This window comes from Janibacter sp. GXQ6167 (genome assembly GCF_041365945.1).
In the GTDB taxonomy this organism is placed as follows: domain Bacteria; phylum Actinomycetota; class Actinomycetes; order Actinomycetales; family Dermatophilaceae; genus JBGFSK01.
Genome location: NZ_JBGFSK010000001.1, coordinates 560,128 through 575,058, shown reverse-complemented (window position 1 = coordinate 575,058; position 14,931 = coordinate 560,128). Strand labels below are relative to the sequence as shown.

Below are 14,931 nucleotides of genomic sequence, written 5' to 3'. Positions count from 1 at the left end.
ACTGCCTTTTCGGCGCTGGCCGTCTCCGTTCTTAGGCGAGCAGCCCATCACCGACGAGCCCGCGGAGCAGCGGCAGCGCCGCCGTGATGACCTCGCCCGCTGGGCGCTCGCTCAGGGCCGCGATCGCGGTCAGAGCTTGGCGAGCGGTGAGGTCTCCGTCCATGACCGAGACGAGAGCCGCTCCGTCGGAATCCAGTCGAACCACCTGCCCAAGACCGCCACCCTGGCGCAGGAGGATCAGTTGAGGATCGGCCGAGCCCGGGGTTGAGTGCCGCTCCTCCGTGACATCGGAGGTGCTCGTCCACCGCGTGTCCAGCAGCGCATCATCGTCATGCTCGGCGATCCACACGCGGGCCTGGAGGCTGGCCAGAACGCTCGGCCCCATGGGCGACGCCACGGGTCCATAGTGCTCGGTGAGATCGCGCCAGGGTGCCCGCTCGCTCGCCGGTCGGTGAAGCGTCACGACACCGAAACCGATCCGCTCGACCCCACGCGCCGCGAAATCGTCGAGCCAGGCATTCATCATGACCTCGTAGGCCGAGCTGCCCACGCTGTACCCGATGTCGCGGGCCCAGGTCGAGGCATATTCGGCCGGGTCTTGGTCCTCGCGCTGGATGACCCAGGCATCAAGCCCCGACGCGTCGCACCATGCGCCGACTCGGTCGCGCCATTCCTCACCTCGGCGAACTTCCCAGTTGCCAAGGAGTTGCGCGATACCTCCCGGGGCGAGGTGCGCTCCGAGACCGGTCACCAACTCGGCAACGATGGCGTCCCCAGAGCGCCCGCCATCGCGGTACTCGTAGAGCGGCAAGTCACCGGTTCGCGGGGTGATGACGAAGGGCGGATTGCTTACCACCAGGTCGAAGCGCTCCCCTTCGACCGGATCGAGCATGGACCCCTCTCGCAACTCCCACTCCTGCCCCGCGAGCGCCGCGTTGAAGCGCGCGAAGGCGAGCGCGCGGGCGGAGATATCGCTCGCCACCACGCTCTCGGCGTGGCCGCTGAGGTGCAACGCCTGGACCCCGCAGCCCGTCCCGAGATCCAACGCGCGCCGCACGCGGGGGCGGGGTGTCCACGACGCAAGAGTTCGTGACGCCCCGCCAACCCCCAGGACGTGATCGGCTGCGAGCGGCCCGCCCGTCGCCACCTCGCTCAGATCCGAGGCGATGACCCAGTCATGACCCTCATCGCCATGCGGGCTGAGTTCGACGAGCGCTCGGGTCCCGTCCGCGCTCACCAGTTGCGCGCGCCGGGCTGCGTCGAGCCCGAGCGTGGGGAGCGCCGCCGCGAGGTCGTCCGCCTCCACCGGGTCACCGAGGACGAAACAGCGAATCAACGTCGCGAGGGGATCGCGCTCCCCCTTCACAACGCGTCGGGCGGGGACGGGGTCCTCTCTGCCGATGGCGCCGGCTGCCACCGGACCGAGGCGCTCGGCGATGCCATCAGCGGTGAACTCGGCGAGGTCGACTCGCAGGGCATCGATCGAGCGCGGGTCGGGCGGTGGCAGCAGCGGTGAAGAGGTCACGGCGGACATCTTCCCCCGGAAACCACAGCGACGGCGCTCGCCGCCTTCGTGGAAGGGGGTGAGCGCCGTCGCCGGTGCGGGTGGATTAGACCGTCGCCGGATCGATCGCGAGATCGCGGCGCTTGGAGATCCCGACCGCGATCACGAGGACGAGCAGAGCGGCGCCGGCGATGGCGTAGCGCAGGGCGTCGTTCGCGGCCTCACCGAAGCTGAGAAGCACGATCGCCGGGGCAATCAGCACGGCGACGAGGTTCATCACCTTGATCAGCGGGTTGATCGCCGGGCCGGCGGTGTCCTTGAAGGGGTCACCCACGGTGTCGCCGATGACCGCAGCGGCGTGCGCCTCGGAACCCTTGCCGCCGTGATGACCGTCCTCGACGATCTTCTTGGCGTTATCCCAGGCCCCGCCGGAGTTGGCGAAGAAGACCGCCATCAGCGCACCGCAGGCGATGGCCCCCGCGAGGAAGCCGGCGAGCGCCCCGATGCCGAGGCCGAAGCCCACGACCACCGGGGTGAGAGCCGCGAGGAGACCGGGGGTGGCCAGTTCACGCAGCGAGTCGCGGGTGCAGATGTCCACCACGCGCCCGTACTCGGGCTTCTCGGTCCCCTCCATGATCCCGGGGTGCTCGCGGAACTGCCGGCGCACCTCGTGGACGATGGCGCCGGCCGCGCGGGTGACGGCGTTGATCGCGAGGCCGGAGAAGAGGAAGACGACCGCCGCACCGATGAGGAGACCAACGAGGGTGTGCGGGGAGACGATCTCGGAGGCAGCCGAGGTCTGGAAGTCCTGCAGCGAATTGACCAGCCCCTCCACCTGGCTCGGGCTGAGGTTGCCCGCGTTGGCCTTATTTTGCAGTTCGTTCGCGGTGTCCGTGAGGGCCGTGCGCCAGGCATCGGTGTAGGACCCGAAGAGCGCTGTCGCGGCAAGGACCGCCGTGGCGATGGCGATGCCCTTGGTGATTGCCTTCGTGGTGTTGCCGACGGCGTCGAGCTCGGTCAAGACCTTCGCGCCCTCTTCGTCGACGTCACCGGACATCTCGGCGATGCCCTGGGCGTTGTCCGAGACCGGCCCGAAGGTGTCCATGGCGACGATCACGCCGACCGTGGTGAGCAAACCGCACCCAGCGAGCGCGATGTAGAAGAGGGAGAGGGTGACCGATCCGCCGCCGAGGAGGAAGGCGAGGTACACCGCTCCGGCGAGGACCGCGACCGTGTAGACCGCCGACTCCAGGCCGACACCAATGCCGGAGAGGACCACCGTCGCCGCGCCGGTCTGGGTGGTCCGCGCGACATCCTTGGTCGGGCGCGAATCGGTCCCGGTGAAGTAGCCGGTCATCCACAAGATGATCCCCGCGAGGACGATCCCGATCACGACCGCCAGTAGGGCGCCGAGACGCGGATCGCCAGTGAGCGCGGCGACCTCTTCGTTGGCCGTGCCGAGGTCGGAGTAACGCGACGGGAGGTAGAGGTAGATCGCGGCGGCGCTCAGAGCCGCCGAGATGACGGCGGCGATGTAGAAGCCGCGGTTGATCGCGGTCAGCGGGTTCTCACCGGGCTTGGCGCGCGTGATGAAGACGCCGAGCAGGGCGGTCACCGCGCCGATCGCGGGAATGACGAGGGGCAGGACCAGACCGAACTGGGCGAAGGCGGCCGAGCCGAGGATCAGGGCCGCCACCAAGGTCACCGCATAGGACTCGAAGAGGTCGGCGGCCATTCCGGCGCAGTCACCGACGTTGTCACCGACGTTGTCGGCAATCGTCGCGGCATTGCGCGGGTCGTCTTCGGGGATGCCTGCCTCCACCTTGCCGACGAGGTCGGCACCGACGTCCGCGGCCTTGGTGAAGATGCCGCCACCGACTCGCATGAACATCGCGAGCAGCGCAGCGCCGAAACCGAAGCCCTCGAGCACCTTCGGCGCATCGCCGCGATAGGCGAGGACGACGATCGCGGCACCGAGGAGGCCGAGCCCGACGGTGAACATCCCGACGACCCCACCGGTTCTAAAGGCGATGCGCATGCCCTCGTCGCGGCCCCCTTCATGCCGCGCCGCGGAGGCCACGCGAGTGTTGGCCTTGACCGCAAGGCTCATCCCGAGATACCCGATGGCAGCCGAGAAGAGGGCGCCGAGGATGAAGAAGCCCGAGCGGCCCCAGCGCACCCCGGCGGTGTCAGCGGGAAGGACGAGCAAGAGAAGGAAAACTAGGACGACGAAGATGCCGAGGGTCTTGAACTGGCGCCGCAGATACGCATGTGCGCCCTCTTCAATGGCGCCACCGATCTCTTGCATGCTTTCGGTCCCAGCATCGGCAGCGAGGACCTGCGATCGGAAGACCACACCCATGATCAGCGCGATGAGCGCAATCCCGATCACACCGATGGTGAGGGCTTGATTTGTTCCGTTTAGCGACAGTGTGTCGCCGGCGGCCGCGAGGGCCGAGCCGGTGGCAACCATTCCATCCTCCTTGATGGGGCAGCATCAACCGTGGCGGTATTTCCTACAGGTGGACGCCAGGTGGCGCTCACCCTACTCCCGGGTTATCGCAAGGGTGTGCACGGCCTCGTCAACTGTGGCGTGGATCGCCAAGACCTGATCCACCCCGGTGAGGGCGAAGGTCCGCAGCACCCGTTCATGAGTGGCGACGACAGCGAGCGCTCCACCTTCTCGATGCATCGCCTTGGTCCGGCCGATGAGCACTCCGATGCCGCTGGAGTCGATAAAGGTCACGCCGCTCAGATCGGCGACGACCTGACGTTCTCCCTCGTCGCCCGCTGCCGTGAGAGCGCGCCGAAGGGCGCCGGTCGACGCGACGTCGATCTCGCCCGTGACGGTCACCACGGTGGTGACATGTCCCGAACGCGTGCTGATCTCTAGGGCCACAATGGATCCTCTCGCTCACCGCCTTGTGGGCAGCCGCGCTTACCGTAGTGCACGATGAACCGCCAATCGCGTTTAGGGCGAGATCCGGCCGAGCTGCTCGCCGATCTCGATGCCCGCTACCCGGGGCGGCTGCGACACGTGCTCGATGTCCCTGCCCGACGGGCACGCTACGAGCCACTCCCGGACTGGGTCTCACCACCGGTGCGCGCGGCTCTCGCCGGTGCTGGGATCGACCGACTCTGGAGCCACCAACGCGAGGCGGCGGAGCGAGCCTGGGCCGGCGAACATGTCGTCCTCGCCACCGGTACCGCCTCAGGGAAGTCCCTCGGGTATCTACTGCCGACGCTGAGTGCCGTCCTCGACGGGCGATCGGTCGGCGCGGGCCGGAGCGCCACGGCTCTCTACCTCTCCCCCACCAAGGCCCTCGCCGCGGACCAACTCGCGCGGATCGAGTCCTGGGCGATCCCCGGGATCCGCGCCGCCACCTACGACGGGGACACCCCGAGCGATGAGCGGCGCTGGATCCGAGAGCACGCCGATATCGTTTTTAGTAATCCCGATCTCGTCCACCACTCCCTGCTGCCAGGGCACCAGCGGTGGTCCCCCTTCCTCCGCGCATTGCGCTACATCGTGATCGACGAATGCCATGTCTATCGGGGGGTCTTCGGGAGCCACGTCGCCCTCGTCCTGCGGCGCTTACTTCGGATCGCCGCCCGGTACGGAGCTGAACCCACCGTGGTGCTCGCCTCGGCGACCGTCGCCGAGCCGGCCGCTCACGCCGCCCGCCTCGTCGGGGCACCGGTCCACGCGGTGACCGAGGACGGCTCCCCGCGGGGCGCGCTCACCCTGGGCCTCTGGCAGCCGGAGACCGACGAAGACGGCGCGCAGCGCTCGGCGACGACCGAGGCGGGTGGGTTGGTCGCCGACCTGGTGGCGAAGGGGGCCCAGACGCTGGCCTTCGCTCGCTCGCGGGCTGGTTCGGAGGCTCTCGCGATCGTCGCCGAACGACACCTCGACGGGTGGGATTGGTCCGGAGCCGCGGCAGGCTCCGGGGTCCGCCGGGAAATTGCGGCGTACCGAGGCGGGTATCTGCCCGAGGAGAGGAGGGTCCTCGAACGCGAGCTGCGCGAAGGGCGACTCCGCGGGCTCGCGGCGACCAATGCCTTAGAGCTCGGTGTCGACATCGCCGGTCTCGACGCCGTGGTCCTCGCTGGCTGGCCGGGTCGCCAGGCGTCCTTTTGGCAGCAGGTTGGGCGCGCGGGGCGCGACGGTTCGGCGGCGCTAGGGATCTTCGTCGCCGGGGATGACCCCTTGGACGCGTGGGTGGTCGAGCACCCGGACTCCCTCACCACGCCGACCGAGGCCGCCGTCCTCGACCCGAGCAATGTGCATGTGCTGGCGCCACACGTCGCGGCGGCTGCCGCGGAACTGCCCGTGACCCTGGCGGACGAGCGGTGGTTCGGGCCCTCCCTCGGGGGTGTGCTGCGCGTCCTCGCCGAGCGGCGCGTGCTCCGCAAGCGGCCCACCGGTTGGTATTGGGCGCGGGCCGATCGGCCGGGCGACCACGTGTCACTGCGCGGGATCGGCGAAGTCGTGAGCATCGTCGAAGGGCGGACGGGGCGAGTCGTCGGGACGATCGAGGAGGCCTCGGCGCACGCTCAGGTCCACACCGGGGCGGTCCACGTCCACCAGGGCGAGACCTACGTCGTGACCGAGTTGGACCTCCCTTCGGCGACCGCCACCGTCGTTCGCGGCGACCCCGGGTGGAGTACCACGGCGAGTTCGACCTCGGCCTTCGATGTGCTCTCCGTCGATCAATCGGTGAGCTTTGGTGCCATCACGGTTAGCCGGGGTGCCGTGCGGGTGCGGCGGCAGGTGGTCGGATTCCTTCGGCGCCTGCCCGGCGGCGAGATCCTCGGGGTTCACCCTCTTGACCTGCCCGAACAGGTCCTCAACACGCGGGCCGTCTGGTGGACGATCGACCCGGAGGCGGCCGCCGAGGCCGGAGTCGAGGAGGTTGATCTGCCGGGCTCCCTCCACGCGGCCGAGCATGCGTCGATCGGGGTGCTTCCCCTGCTCGCGACCTGCGACCGGTGGGATATTGGCGGAGTCTCGACCGCCCTTCACCCCGACACCGAACTCCCGACGGTGATGGTCTACGACGGGCATCCGGGCGGGGCCGGCTTCGCCGATCGGGCCTATGACGCGATCCGGGACTGGACCGCCCTCACCCTCGATGTGGTGGACACCTGCGGGTGTAGCAGTGGATGTCCGCGATGTGTCCAGTCGCCAAAATGCGGCAACGGTAATGAACCTCTGCACAAATTGGGCGCCGTCAAACTCCTTCAGGTCCTCCTATCGTCGCTACCATCGAAGACACCCGAAGCACGCTCCTGACCTGCGAAGACAAGGTGAACCGCCATGGTCATCCTCGGACTACTCCTCGTTTTGGTTGCCATCGCCGTCGCGGCCATCATCATTATCGGGACGAACAATCCCGACGTCGCGGCTCAGGCAGTCGATATTGACCTGCTCAACGTGACGATCCGCCTCACCCCGCTGGAATTGTTACTGACCGGCATGGGCGTGATGTTTGTCTTCTGGTTGGGGCTCGTGATCATGCGCGAAGCCCTCGCGCGCAAGGCCCGCGCCCGCCGCGAGCGCAAGGACGCCGAGACCGAAGCACGAAGCCGCCACGAAGAGTTGCAGCGCAAGGCCGAAGAAGAGCGCGAGGCCGCCGAGGCCGAGCGTCAGGCGGCCGAACGCGAACGTGCCGCCGCCGAAGAGGAAGCGCGCCGGCTGCGTGAGGAGCGCGCTGCGGCCGGTGTCGGCGCCGGTGCCGCGGTCGCTGGCGGGGCTGCGGCCGGCCGCCACCACGATGAGCGCCACGATGTCGACCACCGCACGGACGAGGCCGTCGTCGACGACACCCACCGCGGGCACGATCGCGATCTGCACCGTGAGGGCGACGTTGACCGGACCCAGCACGTGCAGACCCGGGACGGGGATGCGCAGCCGATCCGTCAGCATGAGGCCGAGGACAACCGCTTCGCCCCACCGGCCCGCGATCACCGCGACGACCCCCAATCCGCCGCGCATCGCGAGTACACGGACGACCGCACCGACGTGATCCGCGAGGACGGTCATCACGATCCGGACCGTGAGTACCGGGACGACCCGAATGTTCGCCAAGGCCACCCCGACGAGTCGCACCCTGACCGGGATACCCTGCGCCACAGCGACGACCGCGGCCCGGTGAACCCGGACGCTCCTCACGACCAGGTCCGCTACGACCAAGACGGCAACCCGATCGATGAGTCTCGTCTCGACCCGGACGCTCCGCACGAGCACCGGGACAACCCGCCACGTACGTAACGGCCTGGCAGGCCAAAACGAGTCGGCCCCGGCAGCGCTCCCCGCGCGGCTGGGGCCGATCGCTGTCCCTGGAGAGAGATCCTGTTGATCTCTGCCACCGGCACACCGGGGCGGGCAGCGGGTGCCGCCGGGCTCAGCAGATGGTCGGTTGCGATCCACCCGCGCCCTCGCCCTCTCACATCATCACGGCGGCGCCTCCGTGTCATCGGGTCCGGCGACCGCTCGTGCCGTGGCTTCGCCTCGGCCGAGGCCCCACACGCGCCACGCGACGCGGCTCGTCACGGTGACCTCGATCCGACCATCGGGCGAGGCGACACACCCTTCGAGGGCACCGCCGTTGAGAGCGGCAACTCTGGACGCCTCGCCGCACGCCCCGCCCGGATCTGTCTGATATCTCATGGCGCCCGCGAGCGCGCCCAGATCGGCGGCCGCGCGAGCGTGGTGCCCCGCGTTCACCGCCGAAACCACCGCGAGGACGGCGAGCGTGATCGTGAGGACCACGGCGACGACACCGACCGCCAGCACTGTGCCGGAGCCCCGCTCGCCACGGGAGTCTTCCCCTCCGGCGCCCAGACGGCGCGTCATGGTCCGGCTTCGGGGAGGAGCTCGACCACGGCCGAGGCTCTCGCGCTCGGAGCCGCCCCGATCCCGACCCAGGACAGGCCGGGTACCGGAGGAGAGCGGACGGTCACCACGGCCTCGGTGCCGCTCCGCCTCGCGGTGACCTCTGAGCCGTCCGGGGCCGCTCGCCGGGCCTGCGCAAGAGCCGTCCCGGTGGGATCGCCCCGGGCGAGTTCGCGCACGCCCACCCGAGCCGCGTCGATGCAGCGCACCTGCGCCATCCCCCACTGGATCGCCGACAGCCCGAGGACCAGCACCAGAATGATCGCGGGGAGGGCGACGGCCAGCTCGACGCTGGCCATCCCCCCTTCCCGCTGCCTGCTCCTACCGGATCCCGAGGGCATCGAGGATGACACCGGAGAGCCCGCTCTTGATCGCCCCAGACTTCACCACCGCGAGCAACACGATCGCGAACGTGCAGGCCGCGAGCGTGCCGACCGCGTACTCGGCAGTGGTCATCCCCGCCTCCGCCGCTGCCTTCGCCGATTGCCAACGCCGCGCTAGATAGTGCTTCATGCTTCCTCCCCAACGGCCGCGGCTCGCCCGACGCGAGCCACCTGAGGAGACGAAGCGTGCGCCGAGCCCGCCACCGGCCGAGCGGCCGCGCTCGACGCTGTGGACGAAGGCAGCGCACGGCAAAGGCCTGTGGACACCCTTCGCCCCACCCGTGGGGGCAAATACCTTCACCACGGGCTGCGGCTCGCGTGGAGTGTTTGTGCGGTCAGGACCGGAAGAAGTCTCCACGCCACCCCTCCCCACCCACACGTCGATGACCCGTAGACGCCGGGCACCCTTCGCCCCCACCGTTGGGGGCGAAGAGGATTCGCCCCCCTTCTGGTGGTGGTCACCGCCTCGGTGCGCACCTATGCTGCTCGGTATGGCTCGGATCACGCCCCTGCAGTGGCCGGTCGTGCGTCAAGCACTGACCGGCGACTTCCTCGGGCGCGGCGCGGCGGTGCAGAGTCGGCGGACTCGCGAAGCCCAGCCGCGCACCGTGACAGCCGATCGCGTCACGCAGTCGGTCTGCCCGTACTGCGCCGTCGGCTGCGGTCAGAGCGTCTTCGTCAAGGACGAGCGCGTGGTCCAGATCGAGGGCGATCCCGACAGCCCGATCAGCCGCGGACGCCTCTGCCCGAAGGGGGCCGCGAGCGAGCAACTCGTCAACTCCCCCCTTCGCCAGACCCACGTCCTCTACCGCGCGCCCGGCGCCACCGAGTTCGTCCGGATGGATCGGGACGAAGCGATCGACATGGTCGCCGACCGATTCATCGACGCTCGCGAGCGCGGCTGGCAGGAGCGCGACGAGCAGGGGCGGCGCCTGGGCCGCACCATGCGGATCGCCTCGCTCGGCGGGGCAACCTTGGACAACGAAGAGAACTACCTGATCAAAAAGCTCTTCACCGCAGCGGGAGCGATCCAGATCGAGAACCAGGCGCGTATTTGACACAGCGCAACGGTTCCCAGTTTGGGAGCCTCGTTTGGCCGAGGTGGCGCCACCCAGCCCGTGCAGGACATGGCGAACTCGGATTGCATCATCATTCAGGGCTCCAACATGGCCGAGTGCCACCCGGTGGGCTTCCAGTGGGTCGCTGAGGCCAAGGCGCGCGGGGCGCGGGTCATCCACATCGACCCCCGCTTCACCCGGACCTCGGCGATCGCGGACACCCACGTCCCGATCCGGGCGGGGACCGATGTCGTGCTGCTCGGGGCGCTGATCAACCACGTCCTCACTAATGAGCTCTACTTCGACGAGTACGTGCGCGCCTACACCAATGCCGCGACTCTCGTGAGTGACGATTTCGTCGATACCGAGGACCTCGACGGTGTCTTCTCGGGCTACGACCCGAAGACCGGCAGTTACGACATGACCTCCTGGGCCTACGCCGAGAAGGAGGACCCGACCGGACCGCAGTACGGCACCGACGATGACGAGATCGACAGTCCGGACCCGGCCGACGACAGCGGTGCCAACGAGACCGAGGCCGCCGCCGGTGACGAGCACGGCGCGGCCGGCCCGCCGCTCGAGCACGCCAATGTCGTGCGGGACGAGACCCTCCAGCACCCTCGGACCGTCTTCCAGATCCTCAAGCGGCACTACTCGCGGTACACCCCGGAGATGGTCCGGGAGGTCTGCGGGATCTCGGTCGAGCAGTTCCACGAGGTCGCTCGCGCCCTGACCGAAAACTCCGGCCGCGAGCGCACCAGCTGCTTCGCGTACGCCCTCGGGTGGACGCAGCACAGCCTCGGCGCCCAGTTCATCCGCACGGCGGCGATCTTGCAGCTGCTGATGGGCAACGTCGGTCGCCCCGGCAGCGGCATCATGGCGCTGCGGGGCCACGCCAGCATCCAGGGCTGCACCGACATCCCGACCCTGTTCAACCTGCTGCCGGGCTACCTGCCGATGCCGATGGTCGGCCAGCACGACACCTACCGCGACTACCTCACCGCGATTTCTTCCCCCCTTCAAAAGGGCTTTTGGACGAAGGCGGATGCCTACACCGCGAGCCTGCTGAAGGCCTGGTGGGGAGACGCCGCGACCCCCGAGAACGACTTCGCGTACGACTACCTCCCGCGCCTCAGCGGGGCACACGGGACCTACCAGACCGTGATGTCGATGCTTGATGACGAAGTCGACGGGTACTTCATCCTCGGGCAAAACCCCGCCATCGGCTCGGCCCACGGGCGGATGCAGCGCCTCGCGATGAACCACCTGAAGTGGGTCGTCGTGCGCGACTTCCAGCTCATCGAGTCGGCCACCTTCTGGCGCGACTCCCCCGAGGTGGCAAGCGGCGAGGTCCGCACCGAGGACATCGACACCGAGGTCTTCTTCTTCCCGGCGGCGACCCACGTGGAGAAGGAAGGCACCTTCACCCAGACCCAGCGGATGCTGCAGTGGCACGAGCGGGCCGTACAGCCTCCCGGCGATGCCCAAAGCGAGCTCGACTTCTTCTACCAACTGGGCGTGCGCATCCGCGAGCGCCTCGCGGACTCGACCGATGAGCGCGACCGCCCCCTGCTCGATCTCACCTGGGACTACCCGGTCGACGAGCATGGTGAAGTGGAGGCCGAGGCGGTCCTGAAGGAGATCAACGGCTATCACGTCACGGGCGACCAGGCCGGTGAGTTGCTCGACAGTTTCGTGCAGATGCAACCCGATGGGTCGACCTCGGGCGGATGCTGGATCTACTCCGGTGTCTACGCCAAGGGGGTCAACGCCTCGGCGAAGAAGGTGCCGGGCCGAGACCAGGATGAGGTCGCCCTCGACTGGGGTTGGGCCTGGCCGCTGAACCGCCGGATCCTCTACAACCGCGCCTCGGCCGACCCCGAAGGGCGACCGTGGAGCGAGCGCAAGAAGTACATCTGGTGGGACGCTGACCAGGGCAAATGGACCGGGCCGGATGTGCCGGACTTCCCCGTCGATCGTGATCCGTCATTCCGCCCCGACCCCAATGTCGGCGGACCCGCGGCGATCGCCGGCGATGACCCCTTCATCATGCAAGCCGACGGCAAGGGTTGGCTCTATGCGCCGAAGGGCATGGTCGACGGGCCGATGCCGACGCACTACGAGGCGCAGGAGTCACCGGTCGCGAACCCGCTCTACGACCAGCAGCGCAACCCGGCGCGGGTGATCTTCCCGCGCAAGGACAACCTGTGGGCGCCGTCGGGTGATGCGCCGGGCGCTGACGTGTACCCCTATGTCTTTACGACCTATCGACTGACCGAGCACCACACGGCCGGTGGGATGAGCCGGTGGCTGCCGTATCTGTCTGAGCTGCAGCCGGAGCTGTTCTGCGAGGTCAGCCCGCAACTCGCCGCCGAGCGCGGCCTCGAAAACGGCGGCTGGGCGACGATCGTCTCGGCCCGCGCCGCGATCGAGGCGCGGGTGCTCGTCACCGAGCGGATGCGACCGCTCACGATTGCCGGGCGCACCGTCCACCAGATCGGCCTGCCGTATCACTGGGGCCGGGGCGCGCACGCGGTGGTCGAAGGCGATGCCGTCAACGACCTCCTCGGCGTCACCTTGGACCCCAACGTGATGATCCAGGAGTCCAAGGTGGCCTCCTGCGACATCATGGCCGGACGCCGACCCGAAGGGGAGGACTTGCTCCGCCTGGTCGCGGAGTATCAGAGCCTCGCCGGGACCACCGCCGAGACCGGTAACGAGCGGATCAACGAGATCCCGGCCGAGTTGGTGGCCGAGCAGCGCGCAGCACAGTCCGAGAACGACGACGGAGGTAACCACTCGTGAGTTGGCTGACCCGACAACTCTCCGGACCGTCGGAGGATGTGGCGGCGGACGCGGGCTGGTCGACACCGCCGAGCCGGAAGGGGTTCTTCACCGATACCTCGATCTGCATCGGCTGCAAGGCCTGCGAAGTCGCCTGCAAGGAGTGGAATGCGATCCCCCTTGATGGGTTGAAGCTCACCGGCAACTCCTATGACAACACCGGAGACCTCGGCGGGAGCACCTGGCGACATGTCGCCTTCGTCGAGCAGGGCCGTGACCGGATCGAGGCCGCGCGGGCCTCGGGGGCGCGCCTGGTCGAGCTTGGCATGCCGACCGTCGGCCCACCCGCAAGCCCTGCTCGCGCTGGCACCCCGGCGGGGTATGGCACCCTCCCGGCGCCCCAAGAAAGCACCGATCTGCGGGATCTGCTCGCCGCCAACCCGGCGACGATGACCGACGCCGCCACCACGGTCGACGGGACGCCGATGGTTGGTCCGCTACCGGAGTTCCGGTGGTTGATGGCCTCCGATGTGTGTAAGCACTGCACCCACGCTGGCTGCCTCGATGTCTGCCCGACCGGCGCCCTCTTCCGGACCGAGTTCGGCACCGTGGTCGTCCAGGCCGACGTCTGCAATGGCTGCGGCTACTGCGTCGGGGCGTGCCCCTTCGGCGTCATCGAGCGGCGCACCGGGCAGGGATCGCACTTTCGCGGGCAGCCCGAGGACGAGCACGTCCCCAATATCGGCGTCGCCCAGAAGTGCACCCTTTGCTACGACCGGCTGGGTCACGACCAGATGCCGGCCTGCGCCCAGACCTGCCCCACGACCTCGATCCGGTTCGGCGATCATGACGACATGGTCGACGCGGCGAAGGAGCGGGTCGCTCAACTCCACGACCAGGGCTTTACCGAGGCCCGTCTGTATGGCGCCAACGAACTCGATGGCGTCGGTGGGACCGGGTCGGTCTTCCTGCTCCTCGACGAGCCCGAGGTCTACGGCCTTCCCCCGGACCCGGTCGTCGCCACCACGCACTTGCCCGACATGTTCCGCAAGGCCGGGATCGCGGCGCTCGCGATGATCGGCGCCGCCGCCGTGTCCTTCATCGGAGGGCGGTCGTGAGCACTTCCCCCTTCGACGCCTACCGCGACCCGGAGCGTCCCGGTGGCCGTCGCCGCCGCGGATCAGTGACGCGTGACGGTTCCGAGCGTCGCCGTGAGCGCCGCAAGGGCGGCGAGATGGATTGGCTTACCGGCGGTGGCCGCGGGCGCGGCGAGCGTGCGGTCGTCCCCGATGCTGAGTTCAGTTCGTACTACGGCCAGCCGGTCGTCAAGCCCATGCCGTGGAAGCACGAAATCCCGGCCTACCTCTTCCTCGGTGGCCTCGCCGCCGGCTCCGGCATGATCGGTGCCGCTGCTGGCGCGACCGGCCGTGAGGTGCTGCGGCGCAACGCTCGCCTGGTCGCGATGAGCGCCGTTGCCGCAAGTGGTGGGGCGCTGATCAAGGATTTGGGACGCCCCGAGCGCTTCATCAACATGCTGCGCACGGTCAAGCTCACCTCGCCGATGTCGGTCGGGACGTGGATCTTCAGCGGGTTCAGCGCGTTTGCTTCGGTCGCCGCCGCGGCCGAGGTCAACCGGATGATCGAAGGGCGCTCCGGCGGCTCCGGCGATGGCCTCCCCATCGTCGGTGGCCTGGTCCGCTTCATCGAACCGATCGGCGACCTCGGCTCCTTCGCCTTCGGTCCGCCGCTCGCCGCATACACGGCGGTGCTCCTCTCCGACACCGCAACACCGCTGTGGTTCGAGGCCCGTCAGCATCTCCCCTTCGTCTTCGTCTCCTCGGCATCGATGGCCGCCGCGGGGGTTCAGCTCGCCCTCTCTCCGACGTCCGAGACCGGCCCGGTCTCTCGCCTCGCCGCGCTCGGCGCGCTCGGCGACTACATCGCGGTCGAGGCGACAGAGCGGCGCTTGCGCGCGATGGAGGTCGAAGAGCCTCTCCATCAGGGCAACCCCGGCCGGATGATGAAGGCCGCGAAGGTCTTGACGATCGCCGGCGGTGTCGGCGCCCTGCTTGGCCGCCGCTCCCGGATCATCGCGGCCGCGAGCGGGGTGGCCCTCGCGACCGCCTCGGCGCTCACGCGCTTCGCCGTCGTCGACGCCGGTATCGCGTCGGCGAAGGACCCCAAGTACACCGTGGGCCCGCAGCGGGCACGCCTCGCCGAACGGCAGGCCCACGGCATCGTCCATGACGGGATCACCACCGCCCGGTAACACCCCGCTCGGGGGTGGACCACCCGGCCCACCCT

The 14,931-nt window shown here is 69.0% G+C and carries 11 protein-coding genes; 5 read left to right on the top strand and 6 right to left on the bottom strand.

The window, feature by feature from the left end:
* Nucleotides 1-31 precede the first annotated feature (31 nt).
* The 3 genes from AB8K43_RS02580 to AB8K43_RS02570 all read right to left on the bottom strand — a co-directional run bounded on the left by AB8K43_RS02580 (nucleotide 32) and on the right by AB8K43_RS02570 (nucleotide 4,403).
* Nucleotides 32-1,534 carry a methyltransferase gene (locus AB8K43_RS02580; protein WP_370891035.1) on the bottom strand — a complete coding sequence of 501 codons (1,503 nt, stop codon included), beginning with the start codon at nucleotides 1,532-1,534 and terminating at the stop codon, nucleotides 32-34.
* Between the two features lie 76 nt (nucleotides 1,535-1,610).
* Nucleotides 1,611-3,977 (bottom strand): sodium-translocating pyrophosphatase, encoded by a 2,367-nt coding sequence (locus AB8K43_RS02575; protein WP_370891033.1) that lies wholly within the window; start codon nucleotides 3,975-3,977, stop codon nucleotides 1,611-1,613.
* 72 nt (nucleotides 3,978-4,049) lie between these two features.
* Complete coding sequence (locus AB8K43_RS02570; protein ID WP_370891031.1) at nucleotides 4,050-4,403, bottom strand: STAS domain-containing protein; 354 nt, start codon at nucleotides 4,401-4,403, stop codon at nucleotides 4,050-4,052.
* A gap of 54 nt (nucleotides 4,404-4,457) precedes the next feature.
* Between AB8K43_RS02570 and AB8K43_RS02565 the strand changes: the two genes are divergently transcribed.
* A complete protein-coding gene (locus AB8K43_RS02565; RefSeq protein ID WP_370891030.1) occupies nucleotides 4,458-6,800 on the top strand; it encodes a DEAD/DEAH box helicase in 2,343 nt (780 codons plus the stop codon).
* A 24-nt stretch (nucleotides 6,801-6,824) separates the two neighbouring features.
* A complete protein-coding gene (locus tag AB8K43_RS02560; protein ID WP_370891028.1) occupies nucleotides 6,825-7,778 on the top strand; it encodes a hypothetical protein in 954 nt (317 codons plus the stop codon).
* Between the two features lie 183 nt (nucleotides 7,779-7,961).
* On the opposite strand, the gene AB8K43_RS02555 is transcribed toward AB8K43_RS02560, so the two are convergent.
* The 3 genes from AB8K43_RS02555 to AB8K43_RS02545 are packed head-to-tail and all read right to left on the bottom strand — an operon-like array spanning nucleotide 7,962 to nucleotide 8,915.
* Nucleotides 7,962-8,363: an Rv3654c family TadE-like protein gene (locus AB8K43_RS02555; RefSeq protein ID WP_370891026.1), complete on the bottom strand. Its 402-nt coding sequence runs from the start codon at nucleotides 8,361-8,363 to the stop codon at nucleotides 7,962-7,964.
* A complete protein-coding gene (locus AB8K43_RS02550) occupies nucleotides 8,360-8,701 on the bottom strand; it encodes a TadE family type IV pilus minor pilin (RefSeq protein WP_370891024.1) in 342 nt (113 codons plus the stop codon). The genes AB8K43_RS02555 and AB8K43_RS02550 overlap by 4 nt, the downstream gene beginning before the upstream one ends.
* A gap of 22 nt (nucleotides 8,702-8,723) precedes the next feature.
* The gene (locus AB8K43_RS02545; protein ID WP_370891022.1) at nucleotides 8,724-8,915 is read right to left on the bottom strand and encodes a DUF4244 domain-containing protein; all 192 of its coding nucleotides are present in this window, start codon (nucleotides 8,913-8,915) and stop codon (nucleotides 8,724-8,726) included.
* A gap of 361 nt (nucleotides 8,916-9,276) precedes the next feature.
* Here AB8K43_RS02545 and fdh point away from each other — a divergent pair, with 361 nt between their 5' ends.
* From fdh to nrfD, 3 genes are read left to right on the top strand one after another with little or no spacing between them, the layout of a single operon-like run.
* Nucleotides 9,277-12,648 (top strand): formate dehydrogenase, encoded by a 3,372-nt coding sequence (fdh, locus tag AB8K43_RS02540; RefSeq protein ID WP_370891020.1) that lies wholly within the window; start codon nucleotides 9,277-9,279, stop codon nucleotides 12,646-12,648.
* Nucleotides 12,645-13,745 (top strand): 4Fe-4S dicluster domain-containing protein, encoded by a 1,101-nt coding sequence (locus AB8K43_RS02535; protein WP_370891018.1) that lies wholly within the window; start codon nucleotides 12,645-12,647, stop codon nucleotides 13,743-13,745. The genes fdh and AB8K43_RS02535 overlap by 4 nt, the downstream gene beginning before the upstream one ends.
* Nucleotides 13,742-14,896 (top strand): NrfD/PsrC family molybdoenzyme membrane anchor subunit, encoded by a 1,155-nt coding sequence (nrfD, locus tag AB8K43_RS02530; RefSeq protein ID WP_370891016.1) that lies wholly within the window; start codon nucleotides 13,742-13,744, stop codon nucleotides 14,894-14,896. Before AB8K43_RS02535 ends, nrfD begins: the two co-directional genes overlap by 4 nt.
* Nucleotides 14,897-14,931 lie beyond the last annotated feature (35 nt).

What these genes read in the sequence shown, in the direction of transcription:
- AB8K43_RS02560 (WP_370891028.1), top strand. Translation starts at nt 6,825, where the DNA reads ATGGTCATCCTCGGACTACTCCTCGTTTTGGTTGCCATCGCCGTCGCG.
- AB8K43_RS02550 (WP_370891024.1), bottom strand. Translation starts at nt 8,701, where the DNA reads ATGGCCAGCGTCGAGCTGGCCGTCGCCCTCCCCGCGATCATTCTGGTG.
- AB8K43_RS02555 (WP_370891026.1), bottom strand. Translation starts at nt 8,363, where the DNA reads ATGACGCGCCGTCTGGGCGCCGGAGGGGAAGACTCCCGTGGCGAGCGG.
- AB8K43_RS02565 (WP_370891030.1), top strand. Translation starts at nt 4,458, where the DNA reads ATGAACCGCCAATCGCGTTTAGGGCGAGATCCGGCCGAGCTGCTCGCC.
- AB8K43_RS02575 (WP_370891033.1), bottom strand. Translation starts at nt 3,977, where the DNA reads ATGGTTGCCACCGGCTCGGCCCTCGCGGCCGCCGGCGACACACTGTCG.
- AB8K43_RS02580 (WP_370891035.1), bottom strand. Translation starts at nt 1,534, where the DNA reads ATGTCCGCCGTGACCTCTTCACCGCTGCTGCCACCGCCCGACCCGCGC.
- AB8K43_RS02545 (WP_370891022.1), bottom strand. Translation starts at nt 8,915, where the DNA reads ATGAAGCACTATCTAGCGCGGCGTTGGCAATCGGCGAAGGCAGCGGCG.